Source organism: Microbacterium sp. 22303, from assembly GCF_052045265.1.
In the GTDB taxonomy this organism is placed as follows: Bacteria; Actinomycetota; Actinomycetes; order Actinomycetales; family Microbacteriaceae; genus Microbacterium.
In genome coordinates, this window is record NZ_JBQEOQ010000002.1 from 721,890 (window position 1) to 742,539 (window position 20,650).

General features: G+C 69.9%; 16 protein-coding genes. 8 read left to right on the forward strand and 8 right to left on the reverse strand.

The genetic code is table 11. From position 1 onward, the window contains the following. Together purF and ACTJI8_RS09005 are read left to right on the forward strand one after the other, a co-directional pair. Positions 1-1,476: an amidophosphoribosyltransferase gene (gene purF, locus ACTJI8_RS09000; protein ID WP_440733081.1), complete on the forward strand. Its 1,476-nt coding sequence runs from the start codon at positions 1-3 to the stop codon at positions 1,474-1,476. Further along, the gene (locus ACTJI8_RS09005; RefSeq protein WP_440733082.1) at positions 1,473-2,867 is read left to right on the forward strand and encodes an MFS transporter; all 1,395 of its coding nucleotides are present in this window, start codon (positions 1,473-1,475) and stop codon (positions 2,865-2,867) included. Before purF ends, ACTJI8_RS09005 begins: the two co-directional genes overlap by 4 nt. Positions 2,868-2,876: 9 nt before the next feature. Here ACTJI8_RS09005 and ACTJI8_RS09010 read toward each other — a convergent pair whose 3' ends face one another. From ACTJI8_RS09010 to ACTJI8_RS09020, 3 genes are all read right to left on the reverse strand, one after another. Continuing rightward, a complete protein-coding gene (locus ACTJI8_RS09010; protein WP_440733083.1) occupies positions 2,877-4,049 on the reverse strand; it encodes a metallophosphoesterase family protein in 1,173 nt (390 codons plus the stop codon). Further along, positions 4,046-6,172, reverse strand: a complete 2,127-nt coding sequence (locus ACTJI8_RS09015) for a DUF5054 domain-containing protein (RefSeq protein WP_440733084.1) — start codon at positions 6,170-6,172, stop codon at positions 4,046-4,048. Before ACTJI8_RS09015 ends, ACTJI8_RS09010 begins: the two co-directional genes overlap by 4 nt. 121 nt (positions 6,173-6,293) lie before the next feature. After that, positions 6,294-8,252 (reverse strand): glycoside hydrolase family 5 protein, encoded by a 1,959-nt coding sequence (locus tag ACTJI8_RS09020; protein WP_440733085.1) that lies wholly within the window; start codon positions 8,250-8,252, stop codon positions 6,294-6,296. A 192-nt stretch (positions 8,253-8,444) separates the two neighbouring features. Between ACTJI8_RS09020 and ACTJI8_RS09025 the strand changes: the two genes are divergently transcribed. From ACTJI8_RS09025 to ACTJI8_RS09040, 4 genes are all read left to right on the forward strand, one after another. Beyond that, positions 8,445-9,332, forward strand: a complete 888-nt coding sequence (locus ACTJI8_RS09025; protein ID WP_233312527.1) for a carbohydrate ABC transporter permease — start codon at positions 8,445-8,447, stop codon at positions 9,330-9,332. A gap of 8 nt (positions 9,333-9,340) precedes the next feature. After that, complete coding sequence (locus tag ACTJI8_RS09030) at positions 9,341-10,306, forward strand: carbohydrate ABC transporter permease (RefSeq protein WP_440733212.1); 966 nt, start codon at positions 9,341-9,343, stop codon at positions 10,304-10,306. 81 nt (positions 10,307-10,387) lie between these two features. Beyond that, complete coding sequence (locus ACTJI8_RS09035; protein WP_440733086.1) at positions 10,388-11,710, forward strand: ABC transporter substrate-binding protein; 1,323 nt, start codon at positions 10,388-10,390, stop codon at positions 11,708-11,710. A gap of 101 nt (positions 11,711-11,811) precedes the next feature. Then, positions 11,812-13,563, forward strand: a complete 1,752-nt coding sequence (locus ACTJI8_RS09040; protein WP_440733087.1) for a glycoside hydrolase family 35 protein — start codon at positions 11,812-11,814, stop codon at positions 13,561-13,563. 7 nt (positions 13,564-13,570) lie between these two features. Here the strand turns inward: ACTJI8_RS09040 and ACTJI8_RS09045 are convergent, their stop codons facing one another. Beyond that, positions 13,571-14,614, reverse strand: coding sequence for a LacI family DNA-binding transcriptional regulator (locus ACTJI8_RS09045; protein ID WP_440733088.1), 1,044 nt, complete (start codon positions 14,612-14,614; stop codon positions 13,571-13,573). Between the two features lie 41 nt (positions 14,615-14,655). On the opposite strand from ACTJI8_RS09045, the gene ACTJI8_RS09050 reads away from it, so the two are divergent. Further along, positions 14,656-16,887: an alpha-galactosidase gene (locus tag ACTJI8_RS09050; protein ID WP_440733089.1), complete on the forward strand. Its 2,232-nt coding sequence runs from the start codon at positions 14,656-14,658 to the stop codon at positions 16,885-16,887. A 108-nt stretch (positions 16,888-16,995) separates the two neighbouring features. Here the strand turns inward: ACTJI8_RS09050 and ACTJI8_RS09055 are convergent, their stop codons facing one another. Beyond that, positions 16,996-17,820, reverse strand: a complete 825-nt coding sequence (locus ACTJI8_RS09055; RefSeq protein ID WP_440733090.1) for an MOSC domain-containing protein — start codon at positions 17,818-17,820, stop codon at positions 16,996-16,998. Positions 17,821-17,936: 116 nt separating this feature from the next. Further along, a complete protein-coding gene (locus ACTJI8_RS09060) occupies positions 17,937-18,122 on the reverse strand; it encodes a DUF3073 domain-containing protein (protein WP_440733091.1) in 186 nt (61 codons plus the stop codon). Between the two features lie 161 nt (positions 18,123-18,283). Between ACTJI8_RS09060 and ACTJI8_RS09065 the strand changes: the two genes are divergently transcribed. Further along, the gene (locus ACTJI8_RS09065; RefSeq protein ID WP_440733092.1) at positions 18,284-18,826 is read left to right on the forward strand and encodes a universal stress protein; all 543 of its coding nucleotides are present in this window, start codon (positions 18,284-18,286) and stop codon (positions 18,824-18,826) included. A gap of 190 nt (positions 18,827-19,016) precedes the next feature. On the opposite strand, the gene ACTJI8_RS09070 is transcribed toward ACTJI8_RS09065, so the two are convergent. Together ACTJI8_RS09070 and ACTJI8_RS09075 are read right to left on the reverse strand one after the other, a co-directional pair. After that, a complete protein-coding gene (locus ACTJI8_RS09070) occupies positions 19,017-19,652 on the reverse strand; it encodes a PadR family transcriptional regulator (RefSeq protein ID WP_440733093.1) in 636 nt (211 codons plus the stop codon). Continuing rightward, a complete protein-coding gene (locus tag ACTJI8_RS09075) occupies positions 19,649-20,500 on the reverse strand; it encodes a DUF4097 family beta strand repeat-containing protein (RefSeq protein ID WP_440733094.1) in 852 nt (283 codons plus the stop codon). Before ACTJI8_RS09075 ends, ACTJI8_RS09070 begins: the two co-directional genes overlap by 4 nt. Positions 20,501-20,650: the final 150 nt, after the last annotated feature.

Consider the following 20,650-nt stretch of genomic DNA (forward strand, 5'->3'; position numbering starts at 1 on the left):
ATGTGCGGCATCGTCGGAATGGTCGGGCACGCTCCGGTCAACCAGGACATCTATGACGCGCTCCTGCTGCTGCAGCACCGCGGCCAGGACGCGACCGGCATCGCCACGGCCGAGCCGAGCGGGGTCATGCACATGGCCAAGGCGGAGGGCATGGTGCGCGAGGCGTTCCGCACCCGCGACATGCGCTCGCTGCTCGGCAACGTCGGCCTCGGCCACGTGCGTTACGCCACCAAGGGCACGGCCTCGAGCGAGGAGGAGGCCCAGCCGTTCTACGTGAACGCGCCGTACGGCATCGTCCTCATCCACAACGGCAACCTCACGAACACGCGCGAGCTCACCGCCGACATGGCGCACCGTGACCGCCGTCATCTGAACTCCTCGAGCGACACCGAGCTGCTGCTGAACGTGCTCGCGCATGAGCTGCAGACCTCGACCTCGACCGTCGACCTCGACTCGGAGCGCATCTTCGAGGCGGTCGCGCGCACGCACAAGCGCATCGAGGGCGCGTACGCCGTCATCGCCATCCTCGCCGGGTACGGGCTGCTCGCGTTCCGGGATCCGTTCGGGATCCGCCCGCTGATCCTCGGCAAGCGCGTGCGCCCGTCGGGGGCCTCCGGGATCGATCGGGAGGAGTGGGTCGTCGCGAGCGAGTCGCTCGTGCTCGAGAACGGCGACTACGAGATCGTCCGCGAGGTCGAGCCGGGTGAGGCCGTGTTCATCACCAACGAGGGCGAGCTGTTCACGAAGCAGTGCGCGGCGGATCCGGTCCTCGCGCCCTGCGCCTTCGAGTACGTGTATCTGGCCCGGCCTGACTCGGTCATGAACGGGATCTCCGTGTACGAGTCCCGGCTGCGCATGGGCGATCGCCTCGCCGACACGATCGCGAAGCACGTGCCGCTGGACGAGATCGACGTGGTCATGCCCATCCCCGACTCATCGCGCCCCGCCGCGATGGAGGTCGCCCGCAAGCTCGGCATCGAGTACCGCGAGGGCTTCTACAAGAACCGGTACGTCGGCCGGACCTTCATCATGCCGGGGCAGGCGGTGCGCAAGAAGAGCGTGCGGCAGAAGCTGAACGCGATGTCGACCGAGTTCAAGGGCAAGAACGTGCTGCTCATCGATGACTCGATCGTGCGTGGCACCACCTCGAAGCAGATCATCCAGATGGCCCGCGACGCCGGGGCGAAGTCGGTGATCTTCGCGTCCGCGGCGCCGCCCATCCGACACCCGCACGTGTACGGCATCAACATGCCGTCCAAGCACGAGCTCATCGCCCACGGCCGCACGATCCCCGAGATCGCGGAGGTGCTCGGCGCGGATCGAATGGTCTTCCAGGAGGTCGAGGACCTCAAGGCCGCGATCATGGAGGGATCCGAGCTCACCGACCTCGATCTGAGCCCCTTCGACGGCCGGTACGTCACCGGAACCGTCACCGAGGAGTACCTGGGCTGGCTCGAGGGATCGCAGAGCTCGTGACGGCGGGCGGACCGGATCGGTCCCTGAGCTCGTCGAAGGGTCGACCGCTCTGGCGCGGGCGCGTCCTGGCGGTGCTCGGCATCGTCCTCGTCGCGTTCTCGCTGCGCTCCGCCGTGGCCTCGCTGTCACCGGTCGTCGACCACGTGGCACGCGACTTCCCCATGCCGGCTGCCGTGGTCGGCCTGATCGGAACCGCGCCGCCGGTGTGCTTCGCCTTGTTCGGGCTGCTCACCCCGCTCATGGAGCGCCGGCTCGGTCTCGAGCGGGTGGCCGTCATCGCCCTGAGCGCCGTGACGGTGGGGCTCGTCGGGCGCGGGTTCGCCGTCGACGCGACCACGCTGCTGATCGCCACGGCGCTCGTGTTCGCCGGCGTCGGCATGGCGAACATCCTGATGCCGCCGCTGGTGAAGAAGTACTTCCCCGACCGGCTCGGCCTGATGATGACGCTGTACACGACGGTGATGGCGTTCTCGACGTTCCTGCCGCCGCTGGTCGCGGTCCCGGCGGCGGACGTCGCCGGCTGGCGGGTGTCCCTCGCGATGTGGGCCGTGTTCGCGCTCGCCGGGACGCTCCCCTGGATCGTGATGCTGCTGCGCGTCCGCGCCGAGGGCGCGACCGCGTCCGCCGAGGCAGCACCCGCGGTCGGCGACCGGGCACAGGATCAGGTCGAGGCCGACGTGACGGATCCGGCCGGGACCGCATCAGCCCGGCCGTCGTTCGAGGACGCCGCGGCGCTCTCCACTGGTCCGATCGTGACGGCGCCGTCCAGCTCGCGCGTCTTCTCCCGTCTGACCCGAATCCCCCTCGCCTGGATGCTGGCGGTCGTGTTCGGCACGTCTGCGAGCATGGCCTACACGGCGTTCGCCTGGCTGCCCACGATCCTCGTCGAGCACGTCGGCACGACTCCGCAGCAGGCCGGTCTGCTCCTCTCGCTGTTCGCGTTCACCGGCTTCCCCGCGTCCCTGATCGTGCCGGTGCTCATCGTGCGCTTCCATGCCACCACCTGGCTCTACGTGATCGGCGCGCTCGGCGCGGTGCTGGGCCTGCTCGGCCTGCTGCTGTTCCCCGCTCTGTCGATCGTGTGGCTGTGGGTGCTGTTGTACGGGCTCGCCGGGTTGCTCTTCCCGCTCGCGCTGGTGCTGATCAGCATTCGCGCGCGCGAGTCGGAGACCGCGGTCGCGCTGAGCGGCTTCGTGCAGAGCTGTGGCTATGTGCTCGCCGCGATCTTCCCGCTCCTGCTCGGCATCGTGCACACCGCGACCGGCGGCTGGCAGGTGCCGCTGATCGTGCTCACCGCTCTGCTCGTCGCATCCATCCCCGCCGGCGTCTACGCCGGGCGTCCGATCACGGTCGAGGCCGCGTGGGAGCGGCGCCACGGCCGGCGCTGGTAGGCCCGAGGTCTAATCGTCTCCATCGGAGCGTGACCGGTTGGGCGCGTGCGGCGCGAGGGCATGCGTGAGGCGTACGGCGCCGTCGAGCGTGCGCATCTCCAGGCGCAGGGCCTCGGGATCCGCCCGGAGGTCGATCCAGGTCGCGGCCTCGAGGGACGCGGCGTCCAGATCCGGGCCGCCGGCGACGACCTGCGCGTACGGGAACGCCGTGTCCGCGGGGATCAGGGCGGGCTCGTGGGTGTGGCCGGAGACGATCAGCTGCGCGCCCCACGCGACCAGAGCATCGTGCCAGGCATCACGGCTCATCCGGCTGAACCAGTCGTACCCGTCGCGGTCGTAGTCGGCCGGGGTCTCGTCGAGCCAGCGCAGCGGGATGTGGCAGAAAACGAGGCGGTAGGGCGCGTCGCGGATCTCCGGCCGTGCGATCGCCTCGCGCAGCCACAGCGCCTGCTCGGCACGCAGCGGCTCGAACGCGACGCGACCCTCGAAGGTGGGGTGCGCGTCGGGCTTGTCCTCGCCCGTGTGCAGGAAGAGGCACGCCACAGGCCCGATCCGCGCGGCGGAGAAGGGCCGGCCGTCCCTGGTCGCCACGTAGTCCTGCAGCTGGAACGCCCAGTCCCCGCGGACGTCGTGGTTGCCGATCGTGATCTCGAGCGGCCGGTCGGCGCTGATGTCGCGCTGGGCGGGGGAGAGCACGGTGCTCACGAACTGGCCGGGGGTCTTCCAGTCGTTGCAGAGGTCGCCGTTCCACACCAGCAGGTCGACCGCCGGAGTCTGCTCGTCGAGGGCGCGAATCGTGTCGTCGCGCTGGTGCGTGTCGTTCCACACCGCGATCCGGGCGTGTGCGGCGGACGCATCCAGCAGGCGCACGGTCTTCCATGCGCTCACGTGCTGCGCGCCGGGGTCGCCGACCGCCTCGGTGACCGCGCGCACCTGCACCGTCGTGCCGGGGTGCATCCCCTCGGCGCGCACCCGCAGCACCTGCTCGCCCTGGGGCGTCATGCCGAACGGATCCGTCCGCGCTTCACCCTCGGCGCGGTCGGTGCGCCACTCGAGCCGTCCACGGCTGAGCCGGCTCACCGCCCACACCGCCTCGAACCCGTCCGGACGCACGGCCATGATCACCAGCGGGCTCGTCACGAGTGCGTCATCGGCGGCGGACGTGCGGCGGACGTCGGTCATCGGTTCTCCTCTGCGGGGATGGGGGCGCCGTCGAGATCCAGCTCGAACCGGTAGCGCAGATCGTCATCGAACCACATCCGGAAGTTCGTGCCCCACACGTTGTTGTGCAGGTTCACGGCGAATCCGTCGGCCGGATCCGGGATCTCGTCGTCGAAGCGCAGCAGCGCAGGGGCGCCGACCGCGACGAGCGGGGCGTCGATGGTGCGCAGGCGCAGCGGACGGGATCCGCGGCGCTCCACGGCCGTCACCGCGTGCAGCGTGCGGTTGCCGCGGCTCACCACGCGCCGGGGGTCCACCGGCACGCCGAGCTTGCGCAGCGCCCAGGCGTCGGCGGCGGCACTCTCGGCCGGCGCCGGACGGAAGCCGAACCAGCTCGCCTCGGGCAGCCGCGACGCCTCTCGCCCGCACACGTCGAGCAGGATCCGGATCGGGCCTTCGCCCAGCGGGAACCGGTACTCGATGCGGACCTGCCGCGGCGCCCCCGTCTCGGCGACGAGCTCTTCCGGGAGGGTCAGCTCGAGAAGCGCCGTGCCGTCGCCCTCCGGCGCAGTGCGGATCGTGAGGCCGCGGAGCTCGGGCGCCGTCACGCGCGCCGGCAGGGTCTCGGCGATCGCGAGCCCGGGGCTCGCCTGGTCGGGGATCGCCCAGACGCCGGTGTGTCCGAGATCGCGGCAGTACTGCTGCAGCCAGCGCTCCTCGTCGCGCTCGTCGAAGGTCTGATGCCGGAAGGCGCCGAGCGTGTGCTCCGGATCCGCCCACACCGCCCCGCGCTCGTCGCGCAGCCCGGTGATCGCGCCGTCCGCCCCGAACGTCACCCGGAACCGCCCCAGCGCGACTTCCTCGCCGACGCTCACCTCGGCCTCGGGGGTGGCGGGGCCGGCGCCGGTGTCCGCCGACGGACGCAGCTCGGCCAGCGCTGCGAGCGCCTCTGCGGCGCGCTCAGGGGCGAGCGCGGTGAGCGCGGCATCCAGGTGCGCGCGCTGCTCGGCCCATGACGCCTCGAAGCCGGAATAGGTGAGGCCCTGCGGCGACGGATGCTCCGCCCACGCCCAGTCGTAGGCGCGGGTGTCCGCGGGATTCGCGGACGGATCCACGACATCGCGGGCGCGCGCGGCACGGAAGTCGGCCTTGGCGTAGTTCACGTAGTCGGGGAGGTACGTCTTCAGATCCTCGCCCCAGGTGTGCTCGACGATGCGAAGCAGGGCGACGCCGAAGTCGTGGTGCTCCGCGGACGACGGATCCAGCGCGCCGTCGCGCAGCCACGTGGTCCGCAGCCCCTGCAGCACGCCCAGTCCCGCCGTGAGCAGGGGATCGGCGCCCGCGCCGTGGATCCAGGTGTCGCCGATCTCCGCAGTCACGACGGGGAGGGCGTCGCGGTGCGCGAGCACGGCGCGGGCGAAGTCGTCCAGGTTCGATGCGACGATCCGTGCGCCGGGGTGCGCGGCCGTCAGGGCGGCGAACAGCTCCTCGACCTCGGCAGCCGAGGGCGGGCCGTTGTTGTCACCGGTGTGCGCGAGGTGCAGCGCGTCCGTGCCGCCCGGCACCACGGCGAGGTCGAGCCCCTCCGAGCCGTAGGAGCGGGCGTAGTTCACCACGACCTCGGCGCCGTCGGGTGCGCGCCACACGAAGAACTCGGGCACGTCGGGGACCGCGGAGGCGCCGTTCACGCCCAGGTGCAGGTACTCGATCCCCGCCGCGGCGAGCACAGGCACGAGCCCGATGGTGTGCCCCGGCACGTCGGTCATCTTCGCAGCGATGGTGCGCCGACCGTACCGGGCGTCCAGCCCCTGTGCGATCGACGCGGCGAACGCGGCGAGCGACGGATCCATGAGCTCGGTGTGCGTCGTGAGCGGCAGTGCGTGCCAGTGGATCCGTCCCTCTCTCAGGGCGGCGTCCAGCCGGTCCTGCTGGGCGGGCGTGCCGGCCCGCAGCACGTGATCGATCAGCCAGGACCCGGTCGTCCAGACGAATCGGGCGGGCCCGCCGCGGCGCTCCAGTTCCTCGGAGAGCTCGATCGCGCGCGGCAGGTAGCGCTCGGTGTACCCGGCGATCACGTCGCGCGCGAGCGCCGTGAAGCCGATGTCGAGGTGGGTCTTGAAGACGACGTGGATCGTGTCTATCACGGCGGATCCTTCCGGGGCGGGGAATGCGGTGCAGGGGTCGGGTCGAGGGGCGCTGTCGCGTCGCGCAGGGTCGTGCGCCTGTCCCGGAGCGACGGTACGCCGTCCGGGACAGGTGCATGGGTCAGTGCAGCGGCTTGCAGAGCAGAGCGCTGGGCACGCCGCCCTGGACCCGCTGATAGGTGTAGGCGATGCCGGCGACGTACTCGCCGTCCGCGCACTGCCCCTTGAAGCGTCCGGGCGCCCAGTCGCTCGCGGTCGAGCCTCCGCCCGCAGGCCGGTTGTCCGCGCGGTCGAACCAGAGGGTGCGGCCGGCGCTCTGCGGCAGCGCGGTCGTGCTCGGCGCGCAGAGCAGCGTGGACGTGGCCCAGCGGTTGACCGTGCCGATGGTCAGGCTGAGGCCCACGGCGATCTCGCCGTTCGCGCACTGCAGCTTGCTGTAGCCGCCGGCCCAGTCGGACTGCACGTTCGCCTCGTTGCCGACGACGTGGCGCACGGTCGTGAGGGACGGCTGCCCGGCGTCGGTGCACAGGGCGCGGTTGCTGCTGCGCGACACGCCCTGGAGGCGCTCGGTGTCCGGGCAGACGCCCTTCCACTGGCCCGGATCCCAGTCGGGACGGTCCTGCATGAGCACAGAGGCGTTCGTGTCGGGCAGGTAGCTGTCGCTGCCCAGCATGTTCCAGCGCGTCGGGGGGTCGACGTGCCCGGTCTTGCCGACGGAGGTCACGAGCTTCTGCCACCCCGCGTATCGCCAGTCATCGGCGATGCTGATCCTGCTGCCGTCCGGCCGGTATCCGAGCAGAGCGTAGGTGTCGGCGAACGTGCCGGCGGCATCGGCCTGCGTGACCAGCGGCCATGCCGCGAAGTCGGTGTCGTTGGCGGCGAGCAGGACGGTGAAGTTGTTCCACCAGTCGATGTTCTTCTGATCCGTCTCCCCGGCCCCGCGGATGCCGAACTCGCTCATCCACACCGGCGCCGTGTAGTGCTGCCCGGCGGTGGTGACGAACAGCGCCTCCTGCGTCACGGCATCGGCGAGCTGCGCCGCCGTCATGTCCCGATAGCGCAGGTCGTGCGTCTCGCCGAGGCCCGTGGCACCGGTGTGCTGCGGGCCGGTGTACGCGTACACGTGCGCCGAATAGACGAGTTTGTCGGGGTGCAGGATCGTGTTCGACGTGTTCGCGACCGGCTTCAGCATCGGCCGGTCGTGGAAGAAGCCGTCGATCGGCATCCCCTGCCAGTTGATGCCCTCCATCACGATGAGGACGTCCGGGTTCACCTTCTGGATCGCGATGGCCGCCTGCTGGTACGCCTTGTACAGGTCGTTGCCGTCGCCCATGCCCCAGTTCGCGTCGTCGGTCACATCTCGTCGCACCTCATTGCGCAGATCCATGCCCACGACGCGCGGGTTCGTCCGATACCGCTGGGCCAGCATGACCCAGTCCGAGATCCACTTCTCGGTGGTCTGGCTGCTGTACCACTTGGTGTTGGCGTCTACGCCGCAGCACCACAGTGATGTCGTGGTGTGGTTGTTCAGGATCACGGCGAAGCCGTCGGCGGTGAGCGCGTCGATCACGGCGTCGAAGACCTGCAGGGGCGTCTTGCCGCGCAACTGCGGGTTCGCCGCGACCGCTGCGTCCGGCACGGCCGCCGTCATCCCGAGCATTTCGTTCGAGAAGGGGAGGCGGATGCTGTTGATCCCGATCGAGTGGAAGTCACTCATCAGGGTCGGCAGCGCCACCCGGTCCAGACCCATCGGGATGTCGAAACTGTCGCCGCTGTTGTGCGTGGTCGGGTCGGACTTGGATCCGTTCCCGCTCCAATGCCCCTGCGCGCCGTCCCAGTTCGCGGAGATGAGCTTGAACCGGTCGCCGTCCGCGTCCACCACGTAGCGCCCGCGCGTGCTCAGTGGCGCCGTCCAGCTCGCGGAGAGCTCGGCACCGGTGAGCTGCGGGATCTGGGTCGGCGCGGGGCCGGCGGCCGGTCGCGTCGAGGTCGTGGCGGCCTGAGCCGGCACGGCGAGGGCAAGGGCGAGGATCGCGCCGCTCAGCGCGATCGCCCCCTGCGTCCATCGTCGTCGTTGCATGGATCCAACTCCTTCGTCTTCTGTCCATCTGGTCGGCCTCCGTCTGCCTCCGCACATCGTCCATACGGTGGAACTTCCACGGATTGGCAACGTAAACATCACGTTTCCGAACCGTGAGTTGTTTACGTAACCATAGTGTGCCTATAGTGCTCTTGGTAACGCAACCAATCACGAGGAAGTGACTTGATGTCGATGGCGATGACGGGGCTCCGACGCTCCCGGCGGTCCTGGGCCGGCTGGTGGTTCGTCGGTCCTTTCATGCTCGTGTTCACGCTGGTGCTCATCGCGCCGCTGCTGTACGCGATCTATCTCAGCCTGTTCCGCGACTCCCTGATCGGAGGCACGCACTTCGTCGGCTTCGAGAACTACGCACTGGCGATCGTGGATCCGAAGTTCTGGGACGCCACCGGCCGTGTCGTGCTGTTCCTCGTGGTGCAGGTGCCGATCATGCTGATCCTCGCACTCGTCGCCGCCCTGGCACTGGACAGCGCGCGACTGCGCTTCGTGCCGTTCTACCGGCTCAGCATCTTCCTGCCCTACGCGGTGCCCGGCGTCGTCGCCGTGATGATCTGGGGCTACATGTACGGCGACCAGTTCGGTCTCGTCGCCGATCTGAACCGCTGGCTCGGCGACGTCGTGCCCTCCCCGCTGTCGGCGACGTTCATCCTCCCCGCGATCGGCAACATCGTCACCTGGGAGTTCGTCGGCTACAACATGCTGATCTTCTTCTCCGCGCTGCAGGCGGTGCCGCAGGAGCAGTACGAGGCGGCCGAGATCGACGGCGCCGGTGCGCTGCGCACGGTGTTCAGCATCAAGCTGCCGGCCATCCGGGGCGCGATCGTGGTCGCGACCATCTTCTCCATCATCGGCAGCTTCCAGCTGTTCAACGAGCCCGCCGTGCTGCAGAAGATCGCGCCGAACTCGATCTCCAGTTACTTCACGCCGAACATGTACGCGTTCAACCTGTCGTTCGCCGGATCCCAGTTCAACTACGCCGCCGCGATCGCGATCATCTCCGGCGTGATCACGATGATCATCGCCTTCGTCGCGCAGTCCATGGGCTCGAAGGAGCAGAAGTGATGAGCGTCATGACCTCGAACAGCGCTGAGCCGAGGGACACCGAGGCCATTGTCACCGGACGGCGCCCGAGCCGGCTCGCGAGCGGGCGGATCGCGCACCGGCCGGCCCGACGCACGCGGCGCACCTCGCCGCGTCGCACCCGCACCTCGATCACGCTGATGATCGTCATGTCCCTCATGCTGCTGTACAGCCTGGGGCCGCTGTTCTGGCTGGTGGTGAACGCCACCAAGTCGAAGTCCGACCTCTACACGACGCCCGGACTGTGGTTCGGGCCGACCTTCTCGTTGTTCACGAACATCGCGGACACCTTCGCCTACGACGACGGCGTCTTCCTGCGCTGGTTCCTGAACACCGTGCTCTACGTCGTCGTCGGCGCCGGCGGAGCCACCCTGCTGGCCACGCTCGCCGGCTACGGCCTCGCGAAGTACCGCTTCCCCGGGCGCAAGGCCGTGTTCGCGATCATCCTCGGCGCGCTCGCCATCCCCGGATCCGTGCTCGCCGTGCCGCAGTTCCTACTGTTCAGCAAGCTCGGTCTGACGAACACGCCTGCGGCGGTGATCATCCCGTCGCTGGTGAGCGCGTTCGGTCTGTACCTGGTGTGGGTGTACGCCGCGGAAGCGATCCCCGACGAGCTCATCGAGGCCGCGCGTCTGGACGGCGCGGGGGAGCTGCGGATCTTCTTCTCGATCTCGCTGCGCCAGCTCGCCCCGGCCTTCATCACCGTGCTGATGTTCGCGGTGGTCGCGACGTGGAACAACTACTTCCTCCCGCTGATCATGCTCTCCAGCCCCGAGTGGTATCCGCTCACCGTGGGGCTCAGCCAGTGGGCGTCCGCCTCCGCCTCGATCGGAACGGCGCCGATCCCGCAGCTGGTCATCACCGGCTCGCTGCTCACGGTCCTGCCCATCTCCGCCGCGTTCCTGTACCTGCAGCGGTACTGGCAGTCCGGCCTCGCCGCCGGAAGCGTCAAGTAGCCGCGCATCCATCCACCCTCCCCGCATCACGAATCCCACGCACGAAAGATCTCTGCATCACCTCCCGAAAGGAAACCCGCAGTGAAGAAGAACATCTGGATGCGCGCCGCCGTCGTCGTCGGCGCCGCCTCACTCATGATGGGCGCCCTCGCCGGCTGCCAGGGCGGCAGCGACGCCGCCTCCGGCGGCTCGAAGGCCGACATCGACGCCGCGCTGAAGAAGGGCGGTGAGCTCACCTGGTGGACCTGGGGCGACACGACCCAGGACTGGGCGGACGCTTTCACCAAGGAGCACCCGAACGTCAAGATCAAGGTCGTCAAGCTCGACAACCCCGATGCGACGGTCACCAAGCTGCAGAACGCGATCAAGGCCGGATCCGGTGCTCCGGACATCGTGCCGGTGGAGTACCAGACGATGCCGCAGCTCACGATGAGCGGTGCGCTCGCGGACATGACCCCCTACGGCCTGGACGGCTACAAGGACAAGTTCACCGCCTCCACCTGGAACGCGGTCAACGTCGGCGGCAAGCTCGTCGGCCTCCCGCTGGACTCCGGTCCCATGGTCATGATCTACAACACCAAGCTCTACGCCGCCGCGGGCATCACCGAGGCGCCGAAGACCTGGGACGAGTTCACCGCGGACAGCGCGAAGCTGCACGCGGCGAACCCGGACGCCTACATCGCCACCGGCGGCGACGCCGGCTTCTTCACCAGCATGATCTGGGCCTCGGGCGGTCACCCGTTCAAGACGGACGGGGAGAAGGTCACGATCGACCTGCAGGACACCGGCAGCAAGAAGTTCGCGGACATGTGGGGCGGGATGCTGCAGAAGGGCGAGCTCTCCCCGCTCGCCACCTGGTCCGACGAGTGGACCAAGGCGCTCGCGCAGGACAAGCTCGCCACGCTGATGATGGGATCCTGGATGATCGACATGGGCGAGGACTACGGCGTGGACAAGTGGAAGGTCGCGCCCATGCCGACGTGGGACGGCACTCCCGGTTCCGCTGAGAACGGCGGCAGCGGCATCACGGTCACCGAGCAGAGCAAGAACAAGGCCCTCGCCGCGGCGGTGCTGCAGTTCCTCGCCGACGGCAAGGGACGCGACCTCGTCAACAAGGGCGGATTCCCCTCGACCGTCGCCACGTTCGACGACCAGGCGTGGGCGAACCGCACCTTCCCGGCCTTCGTCGACAGCCAGAAGGCGAACCAGGTCGGCGTCGCGGCGTCGAAGTCGGTCATCCCCGGCTGGCAGTACCTCCCCTTCCAGGGCTACGCCAACAACGTCTTCGGCGACTCGGTCGGCAAGGCGATCGGCGCCAAGGGCGATCTGAATGCGGCGCTGAAGGAGTGGCAGAAGACGCTCGTCGACTACGGCAACCAGCAGGGCTTCCAGGTCAACAAGTAACCCGGAGCCGCCCTCGGGGGTGCGGGGTCCGCCGATGCGGATCCCGCACCCCTTCCGTCCGGCGTCCTCCGACGCCGATCCTCACGAACCCCGGAGACCCCATGCCCGCCTTCGCCATCGGCGAGACCGACTTCCTCCTCGACGGAGCACCGTTCCAGGTGATCTCCGGGGCCATGCACTACTTCCGCATCCACCCGGATCAGTGGGAGGACCGGCTGCGCACCGCCCGGCAGATGGGCCTCAACACGATCGAGACCTATGTGCCCTGGAACGCGCACGAACCACGGCGCGGGGCGTTCGCCGCCGAGGACGGCCTCGATCTCGGACGCTTCCTCGACCTGGTCCGGGCCCAGGGCATGTTCGCGATCGTGCGACCCGGCCCTTACATCTGCGCCGAGTGGCACAACGGCGGCCTTCCCGAGTGGCTCATCGAGGACAGCACCATCGCCGTGCGCTCGCGCGATCCGCGCTACCTCGTCGAGGTCGAACGGTATCTGAGGGCGGTGTACGACATCGTCCGGCCGCGGCAGATCCAGCACGGCGGTGGCGTGATCCTGGTGCAGATCGAGAACGAGTACGGTGCCTACGGGTCCGACAAGACGTACCTGCGCGCACTCACCGACATCACAAGGGCGGCGGACATCGAGGTGCCGCTGACCACGGTCGATCAGCCGACCGATGCGATGCTCGACGACGGCACTCTGCCCGAGCTGCTCAGCACGGCGTCGTTCGGGTCGCGCGCGGTCGAAAGGCTCGCGGCACTGCGGCGGCATCAGCCGAGTGGGCCGCTCATGTGCGCCGAATTCTGGTGCGGCTGGTTCGACAGCTGGGGCGAGCCGCACCACACGACGTCGGCGGCCGACAGCGCTGCCGAGCTCGAGGCGATCCTCGCCGCGGGCGCGAGCGTGAACATCTACATGGTGCACGGCGGCACCAACTTCGGGTACATGGCCGGCGCCAACGACAAGGGCGTCTACCGGCCGATCGCGACCTCGTACGACTACGACGCGCCGATCGCCGAGGACGGGACGCCCACCGAGAAGTACTGGCGGTTCCGCGACGTGATCGCGGCGCATGCGCCGGTGCCGGATGACCGTCCCGCCCCGCGTTCGCCCTCCCGCGTCCTGGAGGCGCCGCTGGAACGCGCCGTCGCGCTCGCGGACGCCGGACTCGAGCGCTGGAGCGCGCACGACACGGCTCCCGCCGCCACCGCCTTCGGGTCGCCGCGCGGATACTCGCGCTACGCGATCGAGATCCCGCACGGCGGCGCGCTCACCGTGGCAGAGGTACGCGACCGCGCGCACGTGCTGCTCGACGGCCACGCTGTCGGCATCCTCGATCGTGAGGCGCACGACCGCGTGCTCGCGCTGCCCTCGGGTGGGGAGCTGTCGATCTTGGTCGAGCACCTGGGCGGCGTGAACTACGGACCCAGGATCGGCGAGGCCAAGGGCCTGATCGGCCCGGTGCGCCTGGACGGCGAGGAGCTGCACGGCTGGCTCGTCTCGCCCCTGGAGCTGGAGGCCGACGGAGTCCGCGCCGCGCTCGCGGCGCACGGGACGCCCGTGATGCGGGGGGTCCCGCTGGGCGGACCCGTGCTGCTGGCCGGCAGCTTCGATGCGGACGCATCAGGCGATCTTCACCTCGACGTGCGGGGGTGGGGGGCCGGCGCGGTCTGGATCAACGGCTTCGCGCTGGGCCGCTACTCGGCGCGGGGACCGCAGGAGACCCTGTACGTGCCGGCTCCGCTGCTGCGCGGGGAGAGCAACGAGATCCTCGTGCTCGAGCTGCGCGGCCTGGAGCGACCCACGGTCCGGTTCGCTCCGGAGCCGCGGCTCGGCCCGACCGAGTTCTGAGGTGCGGTCAGTCCTGAACCGGCACCGGGCCGGTGCTGTCGCGGACCACGAGCCGGGTCGGGATCAGCGGGTTCTCGGGCAGCGGCTCCCCGTCGATCATCGCGATGAGCAGTTCGGTCGCACGCTGGCCGACGACGTCGAAATGCTGGTGGATGGTGGTCAGCGGCGGCCAGTAGCTGCCGCTGTCGTCGCTGTCGTCGAAGCCGATGACACTGAGGTCCTGCGGAATGCGCAGGCCCGCCTCGTGCGCGGCGCGCATCACGCCCAGCGCCATCTGATCGTTGGCGGCGAAGACGGCCGTGGGACGCGGCTCCTCGGCGAGGATCTCCCGGCCGGCGGCGTAGCCCGACGCCGCGGACCAGTCGCCGCGGTGCCGGGCGGGGGTGGCGAGGGCGTGCTCCTGGCAGACGCGCGCGTAGGCGTCCTCGCGTCGGTGCGCGGAGAACGACTTGAGCGGCCCGGCGACGTGGGCGATGCGTCGATGGCCGAGGTCGAGCAGGTGCCGCATCGCGGTGCGAGCGCCTTGCTCCTGATCGGTGTCGACGAGCGTGTGATCCGCCGTCGCGGTCGAATCGACGATGACCAGCGGGAGCCCTGCCGTGAGGGCGTAGTCGTCCGGCGAGCCGAACTCGGCGGACATGATCAGGATGATGCCGTCGACGGCCTGCTCCTCGAGGCGCCCGAAGGCGCCCGCCACCGAGATGCGGGTGGGATCCGTCACGGGGATCAGGGTCGTCGTGTAGCCCGCAGCCGCGCCCGCCTCCGCGACGGCCTCGAGCGTGCGCTCGTTGCCCAGCGTCGTGATGTTGAAGGTGACGACCCCGAGACTGCGGAACCGGCCCGACTTCAGGTTGCGCGCCGCGCTGTTCGGCCGGTAGCCGAGCTCCTTCATCGCGGCCAGTACCTTCTCGCGCTTCTCGGGTCGCACATGCACGTACCCGTTGGCGACCCGCGACACGGTCTGCGGCGACACGCCTGCGCGCTGGGCGACGTCCTTGATCGAGGCGCGTGGTGCGCCGTCCTTGATCCGTTGCACGTTGGTCCCTTGCATGGCAACGTAAACAATACTCGAACCGCCCAGGAAGGGGAATCATGTCGTCACTGACTCTCGACGGCCATGAGGCGAGCGCCGGAACCGTGGATCTCGGCATCGTGCTGGAGACGGGCGGCGTCGCCCTGGTCCTGGACATCCGGGACGGAGGGCTTCCCGTCGTCGTGCACTGGGGCGCGTCCTGCGGTCCGCTCGACGACGCCGGCTTCGAGGCGCTCGCCCTCTCCGGCGTGTTCCCGGATGCGGGCAGCGAGGTGGATGCGGTCGTGCCGGTGTCGGTGCTTCCCGAGCTCTCCCGGGGCTGGAGCGGAACCCCCGGCATCAGCGGATCCCGGGACGGCGCGCACTGGTCACCGCGCTTCCGGGTGACCGGCGTCGCGATCGACGGTGCTCCCGTCGGAGGTCAGGGTACTTCGGATCCGTCGTCGGGCGGGCGCCTCATCCTCTCGTCGGGTCCGGCCTCGGTGCGCGTCACCGCCCTGGACGACGAGGCGCGGCTGACTCTCGCACTCGACATCGAGCTCACCGGATCCGGTGCGATCCGCACCCGGGCCGCCGTGCGCAACGGGGGCGACGACGTGTACCGGCTCGAGTCCATGATGCCGACGCTGCCGGTGCCCCTGGATGCGGACGAGGCGCTGGACTTCGCGGGCCGCTGGGCGGTCGAGCGGGTTCCGCAGCGCCGGCGACTCGGCGTCGGCGCTCACCGCAGGGAGAACCGCCGCGGCCGCACCGGGCTCGGCGCCGCGATGGCGCTGATCGTGGGGCGCCACGGCTTCGACTTCTCCTCGGGGGAGGCCTGGGGGATCCATTTGGGTTGGTCCGGCAACCACGTGCATCAGGTCGAGACGGTCGCCGAGGGGCGGCAGGTGCTCGCCGGCGGCGAGCTGCTGCTGCCGGGCGAGGGCCGCCTCGCGCCGGGTGAGGAGTACGCGACCCCGTGGCTGTACGGGTTCTACGGGTGCGGCCTCGATGCGCTGGCCGTGCAGTCGCACCGGATGCTGCGCGCCCGCCCGCAGCATCCCCGTACCGCCCGCCCGGTCACGCTCAACGTGTGGGAGGCCGTCTACTTCGATCAGAACGAGGAAGACCTCATCGAGCTCGCAGACGCGGCCGCCGCCGTGGGCGTCGAGCGCTTCGTGCTCGACGACGGCTGGTTCGGCGCCCGTCGCAACGACCGTGCGGGGCTCGGCGACTGGACCGTCTCCGCCGAGGTGTGGCCGCACGGGCTGCACCCGCTCATCGATCACGTGCGCGGTCTCGGCATGCAGTTCGGACTCTGGGTCGAGCCGGAGATGGTGAACCCGGACTCGGATCTCGCTCGCGCGCATCCCGAGTGGATCATGTCGGCCCGCTCGGAGTGGCCTCTCACGGGGCGCCATCAGCAGGTGCTGGACCTCGCGAATCCCGACTGCTACGCCCACATCCGCGATGCGCTGCTGGCCCTCCTCGACGAGTACGACATCGCCTACCTCAAGTGGGACCACAATCGCGATCTCGTCGAGGCGGGTTCGGGGCCGCGCCGCGCTCCCGGCGTGCACGGCCAGACCGCGGCGTTCTACCGTCTTGTCGACGACCTCAAGAGTCGTCACCCCGGGCTAGAGATCGAATCCTGCTCGTCCGGGGGCGGCCGGGTCGATCTGGGTGTGCTGGAGCGCACCGATCGAGTGTGGGGATCCGACGACAACGATCCGCTGGAGCGACTGCGGATCAACGCGTGGACCGCGCAGCTGATCCCGCCCGAGCTGATCGGCGCGCATATCGCCTCGGCGCCGTCGCACGTCACCGGTCGCACGCACACGCTCGCGTTCCGCGCGTCCGTGGCGCTGTTCGGGCACCTGGGCGTGGAGGCCGACATCCGGGGCTGGGACGACGACGAGCGCGCACAGCTGGCGGACTGGATCGCCCTGCACAAGCGGGAGCGCGCGCTGCTGCACAGCGGCCGGATGGTGCGGGCGGAGACGCCCGACCCGGCGTTCGCGCTGCAGGGCGTGATCGCCGAGGACGCCGGCCGCGCCCTCTACCTGTTCACGGCGCTGGCCGTCGGAGCGACCGCCAGCGCCGGGCGCTTCCGGCTGCCAGGGCTCGACGACGACCGGCGATACCGGGTGGAGATCGAACCGCTCAGCCTGCGCGGGCTGAAGGGCAACCTCGCGGCCTGGCAGCGGGAGGGGGTGGCGCTGACCGGCCGGGTCCTCGGGCGCATCGGCATCGTCATGCCCTCCGTGCACCCCGAGACGGCGCTCATCGTACGCGCGACAGCGGTGGGCTGAGCGCCGCGCTCGGCACGTCCGTTCTCAGGACGGATTCGCTGGATCGCGTCGTGTCGACGGGCGCACAGGGGCGATCGGCAGAACCATCCTGAGAGCGGTGCGTCGGCCTCAGCCGAGGCTGACCTCGTCGCCCACCCGGATCGTGCCGCCGACGCCCGCGTCGTCACCCACGGCGCCGCTGACCCCGGGGAGGATCAACAGCCGGCCGAGCGTCGGCTCGTCCTGCCCGAGGGATCCGGTGAGCGTCTTGAGCACGCTCGCGTCGCGCTCGCCGGTGTCGGGGTTTGCGTGCGTCGCGAGGCAGCGCACGATCGGCCCGGCCGTGGCGAGGCGCACGTCGCCGATCGCGACCTCGCCCTGCCAGTCCAGCTCGTCCCACGCGTCGACGCCGCCGATCACGATGTTCGAGCGGAACCGGCGGTCGTCGACGTCCTGCGCGAGCGCGGCGCCGAGTGCGGCGACGCTCGCGTCGCTGTGCACCGAGACGTAGCCGCGCCCACGGTCCTGGAATCGGGAGCTCGCGCCGTCGCCGACGAGCGTCAGGGGCAGCCGTCCCGGGCGCTGCAGGCGCTTGCCGTCGGGGGAGTCGAGCACGAAAGCGGTCACCGCATCGACCAGCTCGGCGCGGCCGTCCTCGTCCAGGCCCGCCTCCACGAGCGTCTCCCCGGCGTGGTCGATCCGCATGCTCTGCGCCGCGTCGTCGTACGCCAGGCGCAGCGCGGCGAGGCCGGGGAAGGTCTCGAGCGCGAGACCCTTGGACTTCGGCCAGTAGTCCAGTCCGTCGCGCTCCTCGGGGGCCGCCGCATCGGCGAAGCGGAACGCGAGCACGCGGTCACCGGCGATCCGCCCGTCCGCCTGCACGGTGAGGGCGGGCAGCTTCTCGGGCGTGAACCCCTTGACCGGATGGCGGTAGAGCGCGACGACGTGAGGCATGGATCCATCCTCGCAGGGGCGCGCGGGCGCTCGGGACCGGTCAGGCGTGAGGCTGTTCCAGAAGACGACGAACCCCGCCGCGAGCGGACTCGGGGCGGGGTTTCGGACGACGAGGCTCAGGCCTTTTCGAGTTCGTCCTCGTCTTCGTCGGTGTACTGATCCGCCCACTTGTCGACGTACTGGTCGTCGGTCTCCGGGTGACCCAGCTCGCGCTCGAGCGCCGAGTAGTTCACCGACGGACTGTACGACTTCAGTTCGCGGGCAATCTTGGTGTGCTTTGCCTTCTGACGGCCACGGCCCATGCGCGAGACCCCCTTACTGTAAGCAGTGGGCGATGCGGGGCCCGCTGTCTATTTCCGGCACCGGCTCGCGGCCGGTAAGAGTAGCATCCAGGATAGCACGCGGGCCACCTCACCTCGCCGTGACGGGTCCCCGGTAGCGCCGCACCGAGAGGAACGACGAGATGAGCGACACAGCCTCCACCCCCGAGGATCAGGAGCTGCAGGATCCGCAGTTGCAGAAGGCCGTGATCGTCGCGCTCCGGCCGGGACAGCCCCCGCGTGTGCTCGCCGAGGCTGTCCGCTACGCCGGCCTGCTGAAGGCCGCGCTGGTCGTCGTGCACGTCGACGTCACCCGGTTCGTGACCTTCGAGGATCCGGACGGGATGGTGCACTCCGCACCCATCGACCTGAACATCGACACCGGTGCGGAGGAGTTCGCCGAGCTGCGCCGCGAGGTCGAGAAGGCGCTGGCCGGCTCCGGGGTCACCTGGACCGCGCGCCAGCTCGTCGGCGACCCGGCGCTCGCGATCAAGCACCTCGCCGGCGAGCTGGATGCGCAGCTGATCGTGGTCGGCACCCGCAGCCGGGGCCTCGGAGAGTCGATCCGCGAGTTCTTCACCGGATCCGTCGCCGCCCGGCTCTCGCACCGCCAGTCCCGACCGATCCTCGTCGTGCCGCTCGAGGAGCCGATCGCCGACGACAAGAAGGACCCCTGGGCGGAGTAGATCCGCCGGCGGGTGTCGCGCCCATCCCGTCGGTCGGCCTGACGGTGGCTGGCCCCATCGTGACCGCGAGACTCCATCTGAGTAACGAGACTGCAGCTCAGGGATGCGGTCTCGTTAGTCAGATGGAGTCTCGCGGGTCAGCGGGCGGGAGCGACGCCGGGACGGATTCGGCCGCTTGCCGAGGATCCTGTCAGCGCGTGAGCGCTGCCAGGGCCGAGGTCACCGCGCGCGCCGCGTCGTCGAGCGCGGTGTCCAGCTGCGTCACGAGCGATGCCGGCACCGTACCGCCGCGTGCGACGTGCGTGCGCAGGTCTGTGCGCACCCTGGCCCGGAACTCGTTGATCGAGGCGTCCGCGCGGCGCAGCTCCTCACGGCTGGCGATCCGCTCGTCCGCGCGAGCGGAGGCCTCCCGGTAGGAGGAGGGCGACCCGGCGTTCTGCTCTTCGCGGGCGGCGGCGGCCAGGTCGGCGCGGAGGCTCTTCATGGCCTCCTGCACGCTCTGGCGCACCTCGTTCGCGATCAGGCGCACCGAGTCGTTCAGCCCCGCCTCGATGCCCTGCAGGTCGCCCTCGCGCGCGGTGAGCTCGGCACGGCCGGCCTCGGTGATCGCGTAGATCGTGGTGCGGCCGTCGACCGTCTTGGTGACGAGCCCCTCCTCCTCGAGCTTCGCGAGGCGCGGGTAGATCGTGCCGGCGCTCGGCGTGTACGTGCCCCCGGTGCGATCGGTCAGCGCCTGGATGATGCCGTAGCCGTGCTGCGGTGATTCCGCCAGCAGCGCGAGCAGGTACAGACGCAGATCGCCGTGGGAGAAGACCGCGGGGCTCACAGCAGGTCCTCTCCGTCTGAGGTGAACGACACCGGGGCCTCGGCGGCGTCGCGGCGCAGCACCGTGATGTCGCCGGAGACGGTGTTCACCCGCACATCGGCGAAGGATCCGGACAGCTCGCCGCGCGATCCCGTGAAGTTCGACGGGCCCGACGATCCCCGCGGAACGCCGTCGATCGTGATGCGGCCGCTCAGCGCGCGCGCCACGTAGTTCGCGGCGAGGTTCTCGTCCAGGCGCACGGTGGCGTCGCCGGAGACGCTGTTCAGCGACACGGTGTTGACGGGGCCGGTCGCGTCGATGAGCATCGCGCCCGAGACGCTGTCGATCGTGGCCTTGCGCACCTCGCCGGTCAGCGCGACGCTGCCCGAGACGGTGTTCGCCATGGCCGTGCCCGCCAGGCCTCGCACCTGCACGTCGCCCGAAACGGTGTTCACGTTCAGGTCGCCGGTGTGGGTGTCGACGATGAGGTCGCCGGAGACGGTGTTGAGCCGCGCGTCCTCGGTGAGGCCGGAGACGAGCGCTCCCGCGCTCACCACGCCCAGGGTGAGGGCGATGTCGCGGGGGACGGCGACGCTGATCTCGGCCTTGGGGCCGCCGGCGCCGAAGTTGCGGAACACCTCCAGGAAGTTGTCCCAGCCGATCTGCGGGTGGTCGATCTCGATCTGGGTGCCGTCGGATTCGACGCGCAGGTCCTTGACGGTCACGTTGTGCACCTCGATCCGGATGCCCGGCTCGTCGTGCGCGATGACGTCCACCTGTCCGCCGACGAGGCCGATCTTGAGCTTCGACGCGCGCTCGATGTCGATCACGCGCTCCTGCCCGGGGGCGATGAGCCATTTCTCGGTCATGTCTGTTCTCCTGAGTTGGGGGATCTCGAGTCTTCAGCTCGAGATATATCGTGTTTGAGAGCATAACACGATATATCTCGATCGCGTCAAGACTCTTTCCTGGGAGTTTCGGAGCGCGCAAATGGCTGCATCCGAGGAAGGGATGCAGCC

What these genes read in the sequence shown, in the direction of transcription:
- purF (WP_440733081.1), top strand. Translation starts at nt 1, where the DNA reads ATGTGCGGCATCGTCGGAATGGTCGGGCACGCTCCGGTCAACCAGGAC.
- ACTJI8_RS09010 (WP_440733083.1), bottom strand. Translation starts at nt 4,049, where the DNA reads ATGACCGACGTCCGCCGCACGTCCGCCGCCGATGACGCACTCGTGACG.
- ACTJI8_RS09020 (WP_440733085.1), bottom strand. Translation starts at nt 8,252, where the DNA reads ATGCAACGACGACGATGGACGCAGGGGGCGATCGCGCTGAGCGGCGCG.
- ACTJI8_RS09025 (WP_233312527.1), top strand. Translation starts at nt 8,445, where the DNA reads ATGGCGATGACGGGGCTCCGACGCTCCCGGCGGTCCTGGGCCGGCTGG.
- ACTJI8_RS09030 (WP_440733212.1), top strand. Translation starts at nt 9,341, where the DNA reads ATGACCTCGAACAGCGCTGAGCCGAGGGACACCGAGGCCATTGTCACC.
- ACTJI8_RS09040 (WP_440733087.1), top strand. Translation starts at nt 11,812, where the DNA reads ATGCCCGCCTTCGCCATCGGCGAGACCGACTTCCTCCTCGACGGAGCA.
- ACTJI8_RS09045 (WP_440733088.1), bottom strand. Translation starts at nt 14,614, where the DNA reads ATGCAAGGGACCAACGTGCAACGGATCAAGGACGGCGCACCACGCGCC.
- ACTJI8_RS09050 (WP_440733089.1), top strand. Translation starts at nt 14,656, where the DNA reads ATGTCGTCACTGACTCTCGACGGCCATGAGGCGAGCGCCGGAACCGTG.
- ACTJI8_RS09055 (WP_440733090.1), bottom strand. Translation starts at nt 17,820, where the DNA reads ATGCCTCACGTCGTCGCGCTCTACCGCCATCCGGTCAAGGGGTTCACG.
- ACTJI8_RS09060 (WP_440733091.1), bottom strand. Translation starts at nt 18,122, where the DNA reads ATGGGCCGTGGCCGTCAGAAGGCAAAGCACACCAAGATTGCCCGCGAA.
- ACTJI8_RS09065 (WP_440733092.1), top strand. Translation starts at nt 18,284, where the DNA reads ATGAGCGACACAGCCTCCACCCCCGAGGATCAGGAGCTGCAGGATCCG.
- ACTJI8_RS09075 (WP_440733094.1), bottom strand. Translation starts at nt 20,500, where the DNA reads ATGACCGAGAAATGGCTCATCGCCCCCGGGCAGGAGCGCGTGATCGAC.